We start from the raw sequence: 15,277 nt of genomic DNA, 5'->3' as shown, positions 1-15,277 counted from the left end.
CCCTGATCAGGGACCGAGCAAGAGAGCGAAATGCCCAAGCGCAGCGACATCCAGACCATCCTCATCATCGGCGCCGGCCCGATCGTCATCGGCCAGGCCTGCGAGTTCGACTACTCGGGCGCGCAGGCGTGCAAGGCGTTGCGCGAGGAGGGCTATCGCGTGGTGCTGGTCAACAGCAACCCCGCGACGATCATGACCGACCCGGACACCGCCGACGCGGTGTACATCGAGCCGATCAACTGGCAGACGGTCGAGAAGATCATCGCCAAGGAGCGCCCGGACGCGCTGCTGCCGACGATGGGCGGCCAGACCGCGCTGAACTGCGCGCTGGACCTGGCCGACCACGGCGTGCTGGAGAAGTACGGCGTCGAGCTGATCGGCGCCTCGCGCGAGGCCATCCGCATGGCCGAGGACCGCGAGCTGTTCCGCGTGGCGATGCAGGAGATCGGCCTGGAATGCCCGAAGGCCGAGGTGGCGCGCAGCTTCGAGCAGGCCGTGGAGATCCAGGTCAAGGTCGGCTATCCGACCATCATCCGCCCGTCCTTCACCCTGGGCGGCAGCGGCGGCGGCATCGCCTACAACCGGGAGGAGTTCGAGGACATCGTCAAGCGCGGCCTCGAGCTGTCGCCGGTGCACGAGGTCCTGATCGAGGAATCGGTGCTGGGCTGGAAGGAGTTCGAGATGGAGGTGGTCCGCGACAAGGCGGACAACTGCATCATCGTCTGCTCGATCGAGAACCTGGACCCGATGGGCGTGCACACCGGCGACTCGATCACCGTCGCCCCGGCGCAGACCCTGACCGACAAGGAGTACCAGCGCCTGCGCGATGCCTCGATCGCGGTGCTGCGCAAGATCGGCGTGGACACCGGCGGTTCGAACGTGCAGTTCGGCATCAACGCCCAGACCGGCCGCGTCGTGGTCATCGAGATGAACCCGCGCGTGTCGCGTTCCTCGGCGCTGGCCTCCAAGGCTACCGGCTTCCCGATCGCGAAGGTCGCGGCCAAGCTGGCCGTGGGCTACACCCTGGACGAGCTGAAGAACGAGATCACCGGCGGCAAGACCCCGGCCTCGTTCGAGCCGGCGATCGACTACGTGGTCACCAAGATCCCGCGCTTCGCCTTCGAGAAGTTCCCGCAGGCCGACGCGCGCCTGACCACCCAGATGAAGTCGGTGGGCGAGGTGATGGCCATGGGTCGCACCTTCCGCGAGTCGGTGCAGAAGGCCCTGCGCGGCCTGGAGACCGGCAAGGTCGGTTTCGATCCCACCGGCCTGGACCTGGCGGACGAGGACGACCTGGCCACCCTGCGCCGGGAGCTGAAGGCGCCGGGCCCGGAGCGGCTGTTCTACGTCGCCGACGCCTTCCGCGCCGGCATGAGCGTGGAGGACATCCACGCGCTGTCGTTCATCGACCCGTGGTTCCTGGACCAGATCGAGGAGATCATCCAGGAGGAGAAGCGCGTGGCCGCCGAAGGCCTGGACACGCTGGACGCGAAGCGCCTGCGCAAGCTCAAGCGCGACGGCTTCTCCGACGCGCGCCTGGCCCAGCTGACCGGCACCAACGAGGCCGCGATCCGCGCCCTGCGCCGCGCGCACAAGGTGCGTCCGGTGTACAAGCGCGTGGACTCCTGCGCCGCCGAGTTCGCCACCAGCACCGCCTACCTGTACTCGACCTACGAGGACGAGTGCGAGGCCGATCCGTCCGACCGCGAGAAGATCATGATCCTCGGCGGCGGTCCCAACCGCATCGGCCAGGGCATCGAGTTCGACTACTGCTGCGTCCACGCCGCACTCGCCCTGCGCGAGGACGGCTACGAGACCATCATGGTCAACTGCAACCCGGAGACGGTCTCCACCGACTACGACACCTCCGACCGCCTGTACTTCGAGCCGCTGACGCTCGAGGACGTGCTGGAGATCGTCGAGCTTGAGCAGCCGAAGGGCGTGATCGTGCAGTACGGCGGCCAGACCCCGCTGAAGCTGGCGCGCGCGCTGGAAGCCAACGGCGTGCCGGTGATCGGCACCAGCCCGGACTCCATCGACCTGGCCGAGGACCGCGAGCGCTTCCAGCAGCTGGTCGAGAAGCTGGGCCTGAAGCAGCCGCCGAACCGCACAGCGCGCACCGCCGACGAGGCGCTGGCCCTGGCCCGCGAGATCGGCTACCCGCTGGTCGTGCGCCCGAGCTACGTGCTCGGCGGCCGCGCCATGGAGATCGTCTACGGCGAGGCCGACCTGGCCCGCTACGTGCGCGACGCGGTGAAGGTCTCCAACGACTCGCCGGTGCTGCTGGACCGCTTCCTCGACAACGCCGTGGAAGTGGACGTCGACCTGATCGCCGACGCCACCGGCGCCACCCTGGTCGGCGGCGTGATGGAGCACATCGAGGAAGCCGGCGTGCATTCGGGCGACTCCTCGTGCTCGCTGCCGCCGTACTCGCTGTCGGCCGCCACCCAGGATGAGCTGCGCCGCCAGGTCGTCGAGCTGGCCAAGGCGCTCAACGTCGTCGGCCTGATGAACACCCAGTTCGCGATCCAGACCAACGAGGACGGCGACGACACCGTCTACCTGCTGGAAGTGAACCCGCGCGCCTCGCGCACCGTGCCGTTCGTGTCCAAGGCCACCGGCGTGGCCCTGGCCAAGATCGCGGCGCGCTGCATGGCCGGCCGCACCCTGGCCGAACAGGGCGCGACCAGGGAAGTCGTGCCGGACTACTACTCGGTCAAGGAAGCGATCTTCCCGTTCGCCAAGTTCCAGGGCGTGGACCCGATCCTCGGCCCGGAGATGCGCTCCACCGGCGAGGTGATGGGCGTGGGCCGCAGCTTCGGCGCGGCGATGGCGCGCGCGCAGGAAGCCGGCGGCATCAAGGCGCCGCAGCCGGGCAAGGCCTTCGTCTCGGTCCGCGACCCGGACAAGAAGCGCGTGCTGCCGGTCGCCCGCGCGCTGCTGGAGCGCGGCTTCAGCCTGGTCGCCACCCGCGGCACCGCCGCGTGGCTGCAGGAGCACGGCATCGAGTGCGCGGTGGTGAACAAGGTGGCCGAAGGCCGCCCGCACATCGTCGACTCGATCAAGAACGGCGAGATCGCCTACATCGTCAACACCACCGAAGGCCGCGCGGCGATCGCCGACTCGTTCTCGATCCGGCGCGAGGCGCTGCAGCAGCGCGTGACCTATTCGACCACCATCGCCGGCGCCAGGGCGCTGGTGCATTCGCTTGAGTTCCGCGGCACCGGCCCGGTCTGGTCGCTGCAGGAGCTGCACAAGGAGCTGCAATCGTGAGAGCCCCGATGACCCTCAAGGGCGCCCAGCGCCTGCGCGAGGAACTCGAGTACCTGAAGACGGTGAAGCGCCCCGAGGTGATCGCCGCGATCGCCGAGGCGCGCGGCCACGGCGACCTCAAGGAGAACGCCGAGTACCACGCCGCGCGCGAGCAGCAGGGCTTCATCGAAGGCCGGATCAAGCAGCTGGAAAGCGAGCTGTCGCACGCCGACCTGATCGACGTGACCAAGCTCAACGCCGGCAGCAAGGTCGTGTTCGGCGCCACCGTGACCCTCGCCGACGTCGAGACCGACGAGGAAGTGCGCTACCAGATCGTTGGCGACCTGGAAGCCGACATCAAGCAGGGCCTGATCGCGATCTCCTCGCCGGTGGCGCGCGCGCTGATCGGCAAGGAAGAGGGCGACGCGATCGTGATCGACGCGCCCGGCGGCAAGCGCGAGTACGAAATCGCCGGCGTGGCCTACCTCGGCTGATGGCGACCATCACCCTGCTGCTGCCGGAACGGACCCGCCTGCCGGGCCCGTTGCCGGCGCCCGTCGGCAGGGTGCTGGCGCGCGCCGACCATGAATCCGGCGAAGCGGGGACGCGCGCGCAGCTGGCGCGTCATTTCCGCCTGCTCCCGGACCACTGGCCAGTCGCCGCGCTGACCCGCCTGGTCGATGCCGGCGACGGCCCGGCCGCGGCCGCCGACGAGATCTGGCTGCGCGCCGATCCGGCCTACGTGGCCCCGGACCTCACCGGCGCGCGCCTGCTCGGCTGGGGCGAGAACCTGGCCCTGGACGGAGACGACCTGCAGGCCTTCCTGCCGGCGCTGCGCCCGCTGTTCGGCGACGCCGGCTTCGCCCTCGACGCGCCGCATCCGGCGCGCTGGTACCTGCGCCTGCCCGCGGGCACGCGGTTGCCGCCGCTGCCGGGCCCCGACGAGGCGCTGGGCGAGGACCTGTTCGCGGCGCTGCCGCAGGGCGATGAGGCCGCGGCGCGACGCTGGCGCGCGCTGATCACCGAAGTGCAGGTGGCGCTGCACCAGCATCCGCGCAACCGCGAACGCGCCGCGCTGGGCAAGCCGGCAGTGAATGCCCTGTGGTTCTGGGGAGCCGGGCAGCTGCCCGACGCGGTGCAGTCGCGCTACCTGCACGTGCGCAGCCAGGATCCGCTGCTGCAGGGCCTGGCGCAGATGGCCGGCGCCGCGATCGCCACGCCGGCCTCGCCGGGCGATGGTCCGGCCGGCGACAGCCTGGTCGACATGCGCCGCCTGCGCAGCCTCGAGCTGCTGGTCGGGCAGGTGCTGCCGCCGCTGCTGCAGTCGATGGAGCGCGGCGAGTACGACGTGCTGCAGCTGGATTTCGAGGACGGCGCCAGCCTGCGCCTGCGCCACGGCCAGCGCCGCTGGCAGTTCTGGCGGCGGCCGCTGGCGACCCTGGCCGCGGACGCCGGCTGAGATGGCCACGCCGCGGATCGTCAGGCGCCCCGGCGTGGAGCCGGGTGGCGCCTGGCCCGATGCGATTCCCCCCCTGCTGCGCCGGATCTACGCCGCGCGCGGCGCGCACAGTCCCGACCTCGCGCGCCCGCGCCTGTCCGGGCTGCTGCCGCCCGACGCGCTGCACGGGCTCGACGCGGCCACCGCGCTGCTGCACGAGGCGATCAGCGCCGACCGCCACATCCTGGTCGTCGGCGATTTCGACTGCGACGGCGCGACCGCCTGCGCCACCGGCGTGCGCGGCCTGCGCATGCTCGGCGCGCGCCGCGTCTCGCACGCGGTGCCCAACCGCATGGTCCACGGCTACGGCCTGTCGCCGGCGCTGGTCGCCGAACTCGCGGCGCTGCAGCCGGACCTGCTGCTGACCGTCGACCACGGCATCGCCTGCCACGCCGGCATCGAGGCGGCGCGCGCGCGCGGCTGGCAGGTCGTGGTCACCGACCACCACCTGCCCGGGCCGCGCCTGCCGGCGGCCGATGCCATCGTCAATCCGAACCTGCCCGGCGACGCGTTCCCGAGCAAGGCGCTGGCCGGCGTGGGCGTGGTCTTCTACCTGCTGCTGGCGCTGCGCCGGCGCATGCGCGAGGCCGGCGCGTTCGCCGCGGGCGAGCCGGACCTGACCACGCTGCTCGATCTGGTCGCGGTGGGCACGGTCGCCGACCTGGTGCCGCTGGACGCGAACAACCGGGCGCTGGTCGCCGCCGGCCTGCGCCGCCTGCGCTTGGGCCAGGGCTGCGCCGGCCTGCGCGCGCTGGTCCAGGCCTGCGGCCGCGACGCCAGCCGCCTGACCGCTTCCGACATCGGCTTCGCCATCGGCCCGCGGCTGAACGCCGCAGGTCGCCTCGAGGACATGGCGCTGGGCATCGAATGCCTGCTCACCGACGAACCGCAGCGGGCGATGGAACTGGCCGGCATCCTCGAGCAGATCAACGCCGAGCGTCGCGCCGTGCAGCAGGACATGACCGACGCCGCCGAAGCGGCGCTGTCGCGCGCGCGGCTGGAAGAGGGCGAGGCGCCGCTGGCGCCGTGCCTGTTCGATCCGGAGTGGCATCCGGGCGTGGTCGGCCTGGTGGCCTCGAAGATCAAGGAACGCCTGCACCGCCCGGTGCTCGCCTTCGCCCCGGCCGAGCCCGGCAGCGCGACGCTGCGCGGTTCGGCGCGCTCGATCCCGGGCTTCCACATCCGCGATGCGCTGGCCGCGGTCGACAGCGCGCATCCGGGCCTGGTCGAGCGCTTCGGCGGCCATGCGATGGCCGCCGGGCTGACGCTTGCCCTGGACCGGCTGCCCGCCTTCGAACAGGCGTGGCTGGCGCATGCGCGCGCCGTGCTCGACGACACGCTGCTGCAGGCCGAACTGCTCAGCGACGGCGAACTGCTGCCGCAGGAATTCGACCGCTTCCATGCCGAGGCGCTGCGCGACGGCGGGCCGTGGGGGCAGGGCTTCCCGGAACCGCTGTTCGACGGCCACTTCGAGGTGCTGGACTGGCGCCCGGTCGGCGAGCGCCACCTCAGGCTGGGCCTGCGCCATCCGTCGCGACGCGAACCGCTGGCGGCGATCCACTTCGGCGGCTGGCGCGGCAACCCGCCGGCGCCGTACCTGCACCTGGCCTACCGCCTGCAGCCGGACGACTACCGAGGCGGTGCCGCGGTGCAGCTGGTGGTGGAGCACGCCGCGCCGGCCTGAGCCGTGGCATCCGCAGCCGCGCGTTCGCGGTAGGGCAGTCCGAACAGCGGCCGCAGCGGCGGCACCCGGCGGATGAACTCGTAGGCGCCGAAGCAGGCGGCGAAGGTGAGCACCACCAGCAGCGGTCCCTCCAGCGCCGGCGCCAGGCCGAGCGGCTGCAGGTTGTGCGCGGCCACCACGATGACGGTCTGGTGGAGGATGTAGACCGGGAACACCGCCGGCACCAGGTAGCGCAGCGCCCAGCTGTCGCCCGGCGCCCAGTGGCGGGCGAAGCCGAGCACCGCCACGATCGCGGCCCACTGGTCCAGGCCCCACACCATGCGCATCGCCAGGCGCAAGGCCTGCGGCGGATCGCTGTCCGCGTACGCGGACATGTAAGCGGCCTGCGCGGCCCAGGTGGCCAGCCACAGCGCCAGCGCCGCCCAGCGCAGGCGCACCGCCGCATTCCAGATGCCGTCGCGGCGCGCGACCAGGAAACCGAGCAGGAACACCCCGAAGTACTGGGCGTGGTTGTACCAGTCGTCGACCAGCGCGTGGGTCGAACCGAAGCGGCCGATCAGCAGCAGCCGCGCCAGGCCCAGCGCGAGCGCCGGCCACAGCAGCAGGCCCCAGCCCGACAGCCGCCGCTCCAGCGCCGGCGCGGCGCGTTCCAGCAGCGGCCGGGCGAAGCGCCACAGCAGCCACAGTGCGACGGTGTAGACCCACAGGTAGGCGACGAACCACAGGTGGTTCCAGGTCGGCAGGATCAGGCAGCCCTCCGGGCCGCAGAAGCCCTGGTCGCCACGCAGGTAGCGGCCCCAGAACGCGAGGAAGCCGTCGTGGTAGCCGCCGGGCAGCTTCTCCACCACCTCGTAGTAGGACTGCGGCACCACGACCACGGCCATGCCGAACAGCAGCGGCACCAGCAGGCGCCAGGAACGCGCGCCGAGGAAGCGGACGCGACCGCCGCCGGCCTGGGCCTGGCGCTGCGCGCGGGCGAGCAGGAAGGCGGTGGCCGCGCCGGAAACCAGGAACAGCAGCGACAGCCGCCACGGCGCGGTGAGCATCATCGCCGGCTCCAGGGCGTGGCTGGCGAAGGGGCTGTTCACGTGCCAGTCCCAGGTCACGTAATACATGCCGACGTGGTACAGGACCAGCAGGCCGAAGGCGCACACGCGCACCCAGTCGAGGTCGTGGCGGCGGCTGATGGAAGGGGCAGGGCTGGAGGTTGGCTGGTCCATGGCGGTTCCCGTGTCGAGGCCGCGGAATCTCGCACCGCCGCGGCCCGCGCGGGGCGGCGTGGTGACGAGTGGAACCGGCGCAGGGACGGATCGCGGGCCCGCAGGGACGAAACGGGGCTGGTCGCAGGGCCGGCTGGCTAGAATGCGCCGATGCCGACCGAGCCCCTGTCCTACCAGCGTTACCTCCCGTGGAAACCCTGGGTCGAAGCAGGGCTGTGGACCGCGCTGATCCTGGCCAACTTCCTCGGCAACAGCCTGACCACCCTGATCGACCTGCGCCGCTTCGGCGCCGGGTCGGCGGCATGGGAGCCGGTGGTATGGGAGGGCACCAGCGCCCTGGTCTGGCTGCTCGTGCTGATCCCGGGGCTGGCCTGGTTCACCGGCCGCTTCCCGCTGTACTGGCACCTGTGGCGGCAGCGGCTGGCGCTGTACCTGGCGGCCAGCATGGTCATGTGCCTGGTCCACGTGCTGGCCATGGTCGGCCTGCGCGAGCTGGCCTACCGGGCCATGGGCGGCAACTACGACTTCGGCTCGTGGCCGCGCGGGCTGGGCTACGAGTACCTGAAGGACGCGCGCGACTTCGCCGGGGCCGTGGTGCTGATGGAGGGCTACCGCTTCCTGATGCGGCGCTGGCAGGGCGAGGCCAGCCTGCCGGGGAGCGGCGTGGAGGAGGACGGCCCGGCGGCCGGACCGGCACCGCGGCCGGAGCGCTTCCTGGTGCGCAAGCTGGGCCGCGAGTTCCTGGTGGCGATCGACGAGGTCGAATGGCTGCAGGCCTCGGGCAACTACGTGAACCTGCACGTGCGCGGCCGCGACTACCCGCTGCGCAGCACCCTGGCGCGGGTCGAGGAGCAGCTGGACCCGCGCCGGTTCGCGCGGATCCACCGCAGCCACGTGGTCGCCCTGGCCCAGGTCGTTTCGATCGAGCCGCTGGACAGCGGCGACGCCCGCGTGCACCTGAAGGACGGCAGCGTGCTGCCGTGCAGCCGGCGCTACCGCCAGGCCCTGCGCGAACGCTTCGACGCGCAGGGCTGAGCGGCGCCGCTTACGGCAGCTCGGGCTGCAGGCCCACGCCGAGCCGGTTCCAGGCATTGATCAGCGCCACGGCCATGGTCAGCGTGGCGATGCCGGCCTCGTCGAAGTGCGCCTCCAGCGCCTCGTAGGTGGCGTCGGCCGGCGCGCCCGAGGGCAGGGTGGCGAGCGCCTCGGCCCAGGCCAGGGCGGCGCGCTCGCGCGGATCGAAGAAGCGGCTGTCGCGCCAGCCGGCCAGGGTGTCGAGCTTGCGCGGATCGACGCCGGCCTTGCGCAGCGCGGTCGCGTGCATGTCCAGGCAGTAGGCGCAGCCGTTGAGCTGCGATACGCGCAGGAACACCAGCTCGACCAGGGCGGGTTCGAGGACGCCCTCGTGGACGGCAGTGCTGGCGGCATACAGCGCCTTGAAGGCGGCGGGGACGTGCCTGGGGTATTCGACGCGGTGGAAGTTCATGCAGGTGGGCTCCGGTGGCCACCATGGCCACCTTCACCACCAGGACGCGCCGGCCGATGCGTTTGTGACAGCGAGCTTGTCCGGGTTGGCGACGGTGTAGAGGGCGGTGATGCGGCCGCCTTCGCTGGCGGCCACGGTGAGGCCGACCAGCCTGCCTTCGCGGTAGCGCAGGATCGCCGGTTCGCCATTGGCGAGGCCGAGCTGCCAGCGCACCGCCGGGTCGCGCCGGCGTGCCACCGCCCAGAACAGCCGGGCGATGCGCTCGGCGCCGTGCAGCGGCCGGATCGCCGCCAGTACCTTGCCGCCGCCGTCGGAGAGCAGCTGCGCGTCGGCGTGGAGCAGGGCCTGCACCGCCTCGCGGTCGCCATCGCGCGCGGCGTGCATGAACTTCTCGAGCAGGACGCGATGGTGGCGCGGATCGACGCCGAAGCGCGGTCGCGCCTCCGCCACCCGTGCGCGGGCCCGGTGCACCATCTGCCGGCACGCGGCCTCGCTGCGTTCGAGCAGGGCGGCGATCGCGGCGTAGTCGTGCTCGAACACCTCGCGCAGCAGGAACGCCGCGCGCTCCTCCGGGCCCAGCCGTTCCAGCACGGCCAGGAAGGCGAGCGAGACCTCCTCGGCCCGTTCCAGCGCCCGCGCCGGGCCAGGCGCCTCGTCGGCGGCCTCGTTCGCGGCCGGGGCCTCGGCGGCGATCGAGGCCGGTTCCGGCAGCCAGGGGCCCGGATAGGCCTCGCGCCGGCGGCGGGCGGCGCGCAGGCGGTCGATCCCCAGCCGGGTGGCGGTGGTCACCAGCCAGGCTTCCGGGTCGGCGATCGCGGCGCGGTCGGCCTGGTGCCAGCGCAGCCACACGTCCTGCACCACGTCCTCGGCGTCGGCCCGGGTCCCGAGCAGGCGGTAGGCCAGCGCCAGCAGGCGTGGCTGATGTCGATGGAAAGGATCAACAGGTTCCATGGATACCAGGACGGAACAGCGTGTGCCGGTGTGACAGGCCCCGGCCGGGGACCCACTTTGGCCTAAAATGGGCGGGTTTTCCGCCCGCCAAGAGCCAGCCGTGACCGCTTCCCCCGTTTCCGTGTCCTCCACCCCGGTTTCGATCAGGCAGGAAGACCTGATCCAGTCCGTCGCCGACGCGCTGCAGTACATCAGCTACTACCACCCGGTCGACTACATCCGGAACCTCGCTGCCGCGTACGAGCGCGAGGAATCGCCGGCGGCCAAGGACGCGATGGCGCAGATCCTGATCAACTCGCGCATGTGCGCCGAGGGCCACCGCCCGATCTGCCAGGACACCGGCATCGTCACCGTGTTCCTCGAGATCGGCATGAACGTGCGCTGGGATGACGCGACCATGGGCGTGGAGGACATGGTCAACGAGGGCGTGCGCCGCGCCTACAACCACCCGGACAACAAGCTGCGCGCCTCGGTGCTGGCCGATCCGGCCGGCAAGCGCCAGAACACCCGCGACAACACCCCGGCCGTGGTCAACGTGAAGGTCGTCCCCGGCAACAGGGTCGACGTGATCGTCGCGGCCAAGGGCGGCGGCTCGGAGGCCAAGAGCAAGTTCGCCATGCTCAACCCGTCCGACTCGATCGTCGACTGGGTGATGAAGACCGTGCCGACCATGGGCGCCGGCTGGTGCCCGCCGGGCATGCTCGGCATCGGCATCGGCGGCACCGCCGAGAAGGCGATGCTGCTGGCCAAGGAAGCGCTGATGGAGCCGATCGACATCCAGGACCTCATCGCCCGCGGTCCGTCCAACCGGGTCGAGGAGCTGCGCCTGGAGCTGTACGAGAAGGTCAACGCGCTGGGCATCGGCGCCCAGGGCCTGGGCGGCCTGACCACGGTGCTGGACATCAAGATCAAGGATTACCCGACCCACGCGGCCAACCTGCCGGTGGCGATGATCCCGAACTGCGCGGCCACCCGCCACGCCCACTTCACCCTCGACGGCAGCGGCCCGGTCGCGCTGGATCCGCCGTCGCTGGAGGACTGGCCGAAGCTGACCTACAACCCGACCAACGCCCGCCGCGTGGACCTGGACAGCATCACCCGCGAGGAAGTGGCCAGCTTCAAGCCGGGCGAGGTCCTGCTGCTCAACGGCAAGCTGCTGACCGGCCGCGACGCCGCGCACAAGCGCATGGTCGACATGCTCAACCGGGGCGAGAAGCTGCCGGTGGACTTCACCAACCGCTTCATCTACTACGTCGGCCCGGTCGATCCGGTGCGCGACGAGGTCGTCGGCCCGGCCGGCCCGACCACCGCCACCCGCATGGACAAGTTCACCCGGCAGATGCTGGAGCAGACCGGCCTGCTGGGCATGGTCGGCAAGGCCGAGCGTGGCGAGGCGGCGATCGACGCCATCCGCGACAACAAGGCCGTGTACCTGATGGCGGTCGGCGGCTCGGCCTACCTGGTGTCCAAGGCGATCAAGGCCAGCCGCGTGGTCGCGTTCGAGGACCTGGGCATGGAGGCGATCTACGAGTTCGAGGTCAAGGACATGCCGGTGACCGTCGCCGTGGATTCGACCGGCGAATCGGTCCACAGGACCGGCCCGAAGCAGTGGCAGGCCCGGATCGGCAAGATCCCGGTGGTCGTGGCCTGAGCCAGGCTCCATCGCTTCGCACGGACGGGCCGGCAGCAATGCCGGCCCGTTCTCGTTGGGGCGTGGCAGGTGATAATCGGCCGGTCCCTGCCAGGAGCTGCGCGATGTCCGTCGTCCTCTACGGTTCCCAAAGCACCGCCTCGCTGGTGGTGCACTGGCTGCTGGTCGAACTGGGCATCGGACACGAGCTGCGCCAGCTGGACTTCGACAGGCGCGAGCAGAAGTCGCCGGAATACCTGGCGCTCAATCCCGCCGGCCGCGTACCCACCCTGGTGATCGACGGCCAGGTGCTCACCGAGTCGGCGGCCATCGCCATGCACCTGGCCGACCTGTATCCGCAGGCCGGGCTGGCGCCGGCGCCGGGCACGCCGGCGCGCGGCGACTACTACCGCTGGATGTGCTTCTGCGTGTACACGCTGATGCCGCATTACCGCGCCTGGTTCTATCCCACCGAGCCGGCCGGCGCGGCGCACCAGGAGGCGGCGAAGGCGCAGGCGCGCGCGGCGCTGGAGGCGGCGTGGCAGCAGGTGGCCGACCACCTCGAACGCGAGGGCGGCCCGTACATGCTCGGCGGGCAGCGCACGGCGGTGGACTTCGTCCTGACCATGCTGATGCGCTGGTCGCGCAACATGCCGAAGCCGACCGACACTTGGCCGGTGCTGCGCGACTACGCGAGGCGGATGAAGTCGCTGCCCAGCTTCGCCGAGGTCTACCGCCGCGAGGGCCTCAGCGACTGGACCTGAGCCGGCGCTGCGTCAGCGCACGTGGTCCTCGTAGCGGCGCCGGCGCTGGAACGGCATCAGGTGCTGGCGCAGGATCCCGCGTGGCACGCTCTCCAGTTCCATGACCCCGTACTCCGGCGGCCAGCTGCCGTCGCGCGGCAGGCGGAAGGTGCCCATCAGCATGTCCACCAGCGGCAGGTGGATGGCGTAGTTGGCGTCCACCCATTCGCCGTGGCGGGCGTGGTGCCAGTGGTGGTAGCGCGGCAGCACCAGCACGTATTCCAGCCAGCCGAAGCGGATGCCGAGGTTGGCGTGGGCCAGCACCGCCTGCAGTCCGACCAGGATCACGTAGGCGTTCACCACCGGCTGCGCGAAGCCGAGCATCAGGAGCGGCAGCAGGACCAGGCTGCGGGTCAGGACGATCTCGACCAGGTGCATGCGCGAGCCGGCCAGCCAGTCCAGCTCGCGGCAGGAGTGGTGCACGGCATGGAAGCGCCACAGCCAGGGGACGTTGTGGTAGGCGCGGTGCAGCAGCGCCTGGCTGAGGTCGGCGACGAACACCGCGACCAGGAACTGCAGCCAGCCCGGCAGCGACTGGATCGCCGCCTTCAGTGCCGGGAACGCGGCCAGCGCGGCCACCGTCGAGGTCGAGGCGGTGACCAGGATCAGCACGAACTGGACCAGCACGTGGCCCATGAAGAAATACGCCAGGTCGGTACGCCAGCCGTTGCGCAGCGGCGACAGCCGGCGCTGGCCGAGGTAGCGCTCCAGCGGCACGAACACCAGCGCCGAGAAGAACAGCGACAGCACGAACCAGTCCATGCCCAGCGAGTACGGCGTCTGCCCGATCGCGTCGAACTGCACGTTGGTCCCGCCCAGCAGCACGGCCAGGGTGGCGCTGCCCACGCCGATCAGCGCGATGCGGCGGCCACGGCCGCGCAGCACCGACACGGTGCCGAGCACGAAGGCGGCGACCAGGCCGACCAGCAGCAGCTGGCGCGCGAACTGCTCGCTGTAGGCCGCGCGGAACTCGCGGCTGGTCAGCAGCTCGGGGAAGTGGAAGCACAGCACCGCCAGCAGGCTCAGCACGCCGAGCAGGGCCGACGCGCCGGCGGCGAACGGAGGATGGCGATGCGCTTGCATGGCGGCGCTCCCCAGGGGCCGGTGGCGCCACGATCATAGCGGGACCGGCACGCTCCGAAGGAATCGCCCCGGCTGCGGCGTCCAGGTGGACGCCGCGTCCCGAAGGCGCTGCCGCGCCGTCAGTCCAGCAGTTCCAGCACCTTCTCCGGCGGCCGGCACAGGCGGGTGCCGCGGGCGGTGATGACCACCGGCCGGTTGATCAGGATCGGGTGGGCGAGCATGGCGTCCAGCAGGGTGTCGTCGTCGGCATCGGCCAGTCCCAGCCCGGCGAACACCGCTTCCTTCTCGCGGACCAGGCCGCGCAGGCCGACGCTGCTGTCGGTGGCGACCTCCAGCAAGGTCGCGCGGTCCGGCGGGTTGGCCAGGTAGTCGACGACCACCGGCTCGATGCCGCGTTCGCGCAGCAGCTGCAGCGCGCCGCGCGAATTGCCGCAGCGCGGGTTGTGCCAGATCGTCACCGTGTCCTTGTTGCCGCCCATCCTCAGAACCACTCCAGCAGTGCGAAACCGACGCCAATGTACGTGGCGCGGTGGTTGTAGTCGATCAGGCTCTCGCCATAGCCGTCGAACACCTGGACGTGGCCGCGCAGCAGGTTGGTGATCGGGAAACCCCAGTCCAGCTGCAGCGAGCCGTTCGAACGGTCGCCGCCGCGCAGCGAATGGCGGCCGGTCAGGCTCAGCTCGTGGCCGTTGCGGTTGTACACCAGCATCGCGTCGCCGCGGCCGATGTAGTCCTCGATGTCCGGGTTGTTGTCCTCGCGCGCGCCCTCGCTGATCCGGTACCAGGGGCGGACCACGAAGGCCCAGTTCTCGCGGTCCAGTCCGGCGGTGAAGATGACACGGTTCCAGCTGCGCGACAGCGGGTCGCTGCGGCCGTTGGACTGGTGGTTGATGCCGACGCCCATCATCCGCCCCTTCCAGCCGAACAGGCTGTAGTTGTTGCGGAACACCAGCATCACTTCCGGTTCGTAGTTGGTCTCGCGGAACGGACGCGAGATCCCGGAGTTGTAGGCCTGCCAGCGCGAGCTCTGGGTGTAACCGGCCCAGACGTCGCCGTTGTCGCCGAACACGTCCTCGGCCAGCTTGGTCTTGAAGCTGATCTGGAACTTGGCCTCCACGGCATCCAGCGCTTCCGGCGTGGTGGCGGTGTTGTTCGGGTTGGGCGAGTGCGGCAGCGTGTTCGGCTTGCTGGTCCAGAACGCCGGCAGCGCGTACACCGGCTTGTAGGCGCGCAGCTGGAAGATGCCGAGCTTGGAGTCCTTGGCCAGCTCCCAGCGGCTGTCCAGCAGCGAGCCGCGGCCGGCGTTGGCCACGGCGCGGACATTGGCCGGATCGCCTTCGAGGTCCTCGTTGCGGAACAGCTCCAGCGGACGCCGCCTGATCCCCGCGGCTTCCGCCGCGGCCTCGGCCTGCTCCTGCGCGCGCTGGATGCTGGCCGCCGCGTCCTCCGCGGCGCGGTCGGCTTCGGCCGGGCCGGGCGACTGGTAGCCCAGGGCGGCGTCGTAGCAGGCCAGGCGCTGGGCGCCGGAGGCGATGGCCAGGCAGGCTTCGGCCGTGGCCGGGCGGGCGGTGATTTCCTGCGCCGTGGCGGCCGTTGCCACACCGCCGGCCAGGACACAGGCCAGCGGGGCGAGGGGCGATATCCGTTTCAAAAGCATCTCCTGTACAGAT

At 71.2% G+C, this 15,277-nt stretch carries 13 protein-coding genes; 7 read left to right on the top strand and 6 right to left on the bottom strand.

Annotated features, from left to right (window positions below; translation table 11 throughout):
* Nucleotides 1–30: 30 nt before the first annotated feature.
* Genes carB through recJ form a run of 4 tightly spaced genes read left to right on the top strand, consistent with a single transcriptional unit; the run spans nt 31 to nt 6,434 of the window.
* Nucleotides 31–3,273 (top strand): carbamoyl-phosphate synthase large subunit, encoded by a 3,243-nt coding sequence (carB, locus tag M503_RS0112065; RefSeq protein WP_028918885.1) that lies wholly within the window; start codon nt 31–33, stop codon nt 3,271–3,273.
* Nucleotides 3,270–3,746 carry a transcription elongation factor GreA gene (greA, locus tag M503_RS0112060; protein ID WP_024868772.1) on the top strand — a complete coding sequence of 159 codons (477 nt, stop codon included), beginning with the start codon at nt 3,270–3,272 and terminating at the stop codon, nt 3,744–3,746. The genes carB and greA overlap by 4 nt, the downstream gene beginning before the upstream one ends.
* Nucleotides 3,746–4,711, top strand: a complete 966-nt coding sequence (locus tag M503_RS0112055) for a phosphoglycerate mutase (RefSeq protein ID WP_028918884.1) — start codon at nt 3,746–3,748, stop codon at nt 4,709–4,711. Before greA ends, M503_RS0112055 begins: the two co-directional genes overlap by 1 nt.
* Before the next feature lies 1 nt (nt 4,712).
* Nucleotides 4,713–6,434 carry a single-stranded-DNA-specific exonuclease RecJ gene (recJ, locus tag M503_RS0112050; protein WP_028918883.1) on the top strand — a complete coding sequence of 574 codons (1,722 nt, stop codon included), beginning with the start codon at nt 4,713–4,715 and terminating at the stop codon, nt 6,432–6,434.
* Here the strand turns inward: recJ and M503_RS0112045 are convergent.
* Entirely contained in the window at nt 6,380–7,654 is a 1,275-nt protein-coding gene (locus M503_RS0112045; RefSeq protein ID WP_028918882.1) for an acyltransferase family protein, read from the bottom strand. The genes recJ and M503_RS0112045 overlap by 55 nt on opposite strands.
* A 150-nt stretch (nt 7,655–7,804) precedes the next feature.
* On the opposite strand from M503_RS0112045, the gene M503_RS0112040 reads away from it, so the two are divergent.
* The gene (locus M503_RS0112040) at nt 7,805–8,689 is read left to right on the top strand and encodes a LytTR family DNA-binding domain-containing protein (protein WP_028918881.1); all 885 of its coding nucleotides are present in this window, start codon (nt 7,805–7,807) and stop codon (nt 8,687–8,689) included.
* 10 nt (nt 8,690–8,699) lie between these two features.
* On the opposite strand, the gene M503_RS0112035 is transcribed toward M503_RS0112040, so the two are convergent.
* Both M503_RS0112035 and M503_RS0112030 read right to left on the bottom strand, forming a co-directional pair.
* Nucleotides 8,700–9,140, bottom strand: coding sequence for a carboxymuconolactone decarboxylase family protein (locus M503_RS0112035; protein ID WP_028918880.1), 441 nt, complete (start codon nt 9,138–9,140; stop codon nt 8,700–8,702).
* 33 nt (nt 9,141–9,173) lie between these two features.
* A complete protein-coding gene (locus tag M503_RS0112030) occupies nt 9,174–10,091 on the bottom strand; it encodes an RNA polymerase sigma-70 factor (protein WP_028918879.1) in 918 nt (305 codons plus the stop codon).
* Nucleotides 10,092–10,212: 121 nt separating this feature from the next.
* Between M503_RS0112030 and M503_RS0112025 the strand changes: the two genes are divergently transcribed.
* Both M503_RS0112025 and M503_RS0112020 read left to right on the top strand, forming a co-directional pair.
* A complete protein-coding gene (locus tag M503_RS0112025; protein WP_028918878.1) occupies nt 10,213–11,742 on the top strand; it encodes a fumarate hydratase in 1,530 nt (509 codons plus the stop codon).
* Nucleotides 11,743–11,846: 104 nt separating this feature from the next.
* A complete protein-coding gene (locus M503_RS0112020; protein ID WP_028918877.1) occupies nt 11,847–12,485 on the top strand; it encodes a glutathione S-transferase family protein in 639 nt (212 codons plus the stop codon).
* A gap of 12 nt (nt 12,486–12,497) precedes the next feature.
* Here the strand turns inward: M503_RS0112020 and M503_RS0112015 are convergent, their stop codons facing one another.
* From M503_RS0112015 to M503_RS0112005, 3 genes are all read right to left on the bottom strand, one after another.
* The gene (locus M503_RS0112015) at nt 12,498–13,607 is read right to left on the bottom strand and encodes a sterol desaturase family protein (RefSeq protein WP_028918876.1); all 1,110 of its coding nucleotides are present in this window, start codon (nt 13,605–13,607) and stop codon (nt 12,498–12,500) included.
* A 119-nt stretch (nt 13,608–13,726) separates the two neighbouring features.
* Nucleotides 13,727–14,086 (bottom strand): arsenate reductase (glutaredoxin), encoded by a 360-nt coding sequence (gene arsC, locus M503_RS0112010; RefSeq protein ID WP_037061336.1) that lies wholly within the window; start codon nt 14,084–14,086, stop codon nt 13,727–13,729.
* Nucleotides 14,087–14,088: 2 nt separating this feature from the next.
* Nucleotides 14,089–15,264: a phospholipase A gene (locus M503_RS0112005; RefSeq protein WP_037061332.1), complete on the bottom strand. Its 1,176-nt coding sequence runs from the start codon at nt 15,262–15,264 to the stop codon at nt 14,089–14,091.
* Between the last annotated feature and the right edge of the window lie 13 nt (nt 15,265–15,277).

It is taken from the genome of Pseudoxanthomonas suwonensis J47 (genome assembly GCF_000513955.1).
In the GTDB taxonomy this organism is placed as follows: domain Bacteria; phylum Pseudomonadota; class Gammaproteobacteria; order Xanthomonadales; family Xanthomonadaceae; genus Pseudoxanthomonas; species Pseudoxanthomonas suwonensis_C.
Note: the sequence above shows the minus strand (reverse complement) of the source record. Positions and strands in the feature narration are given on the sequence as shown.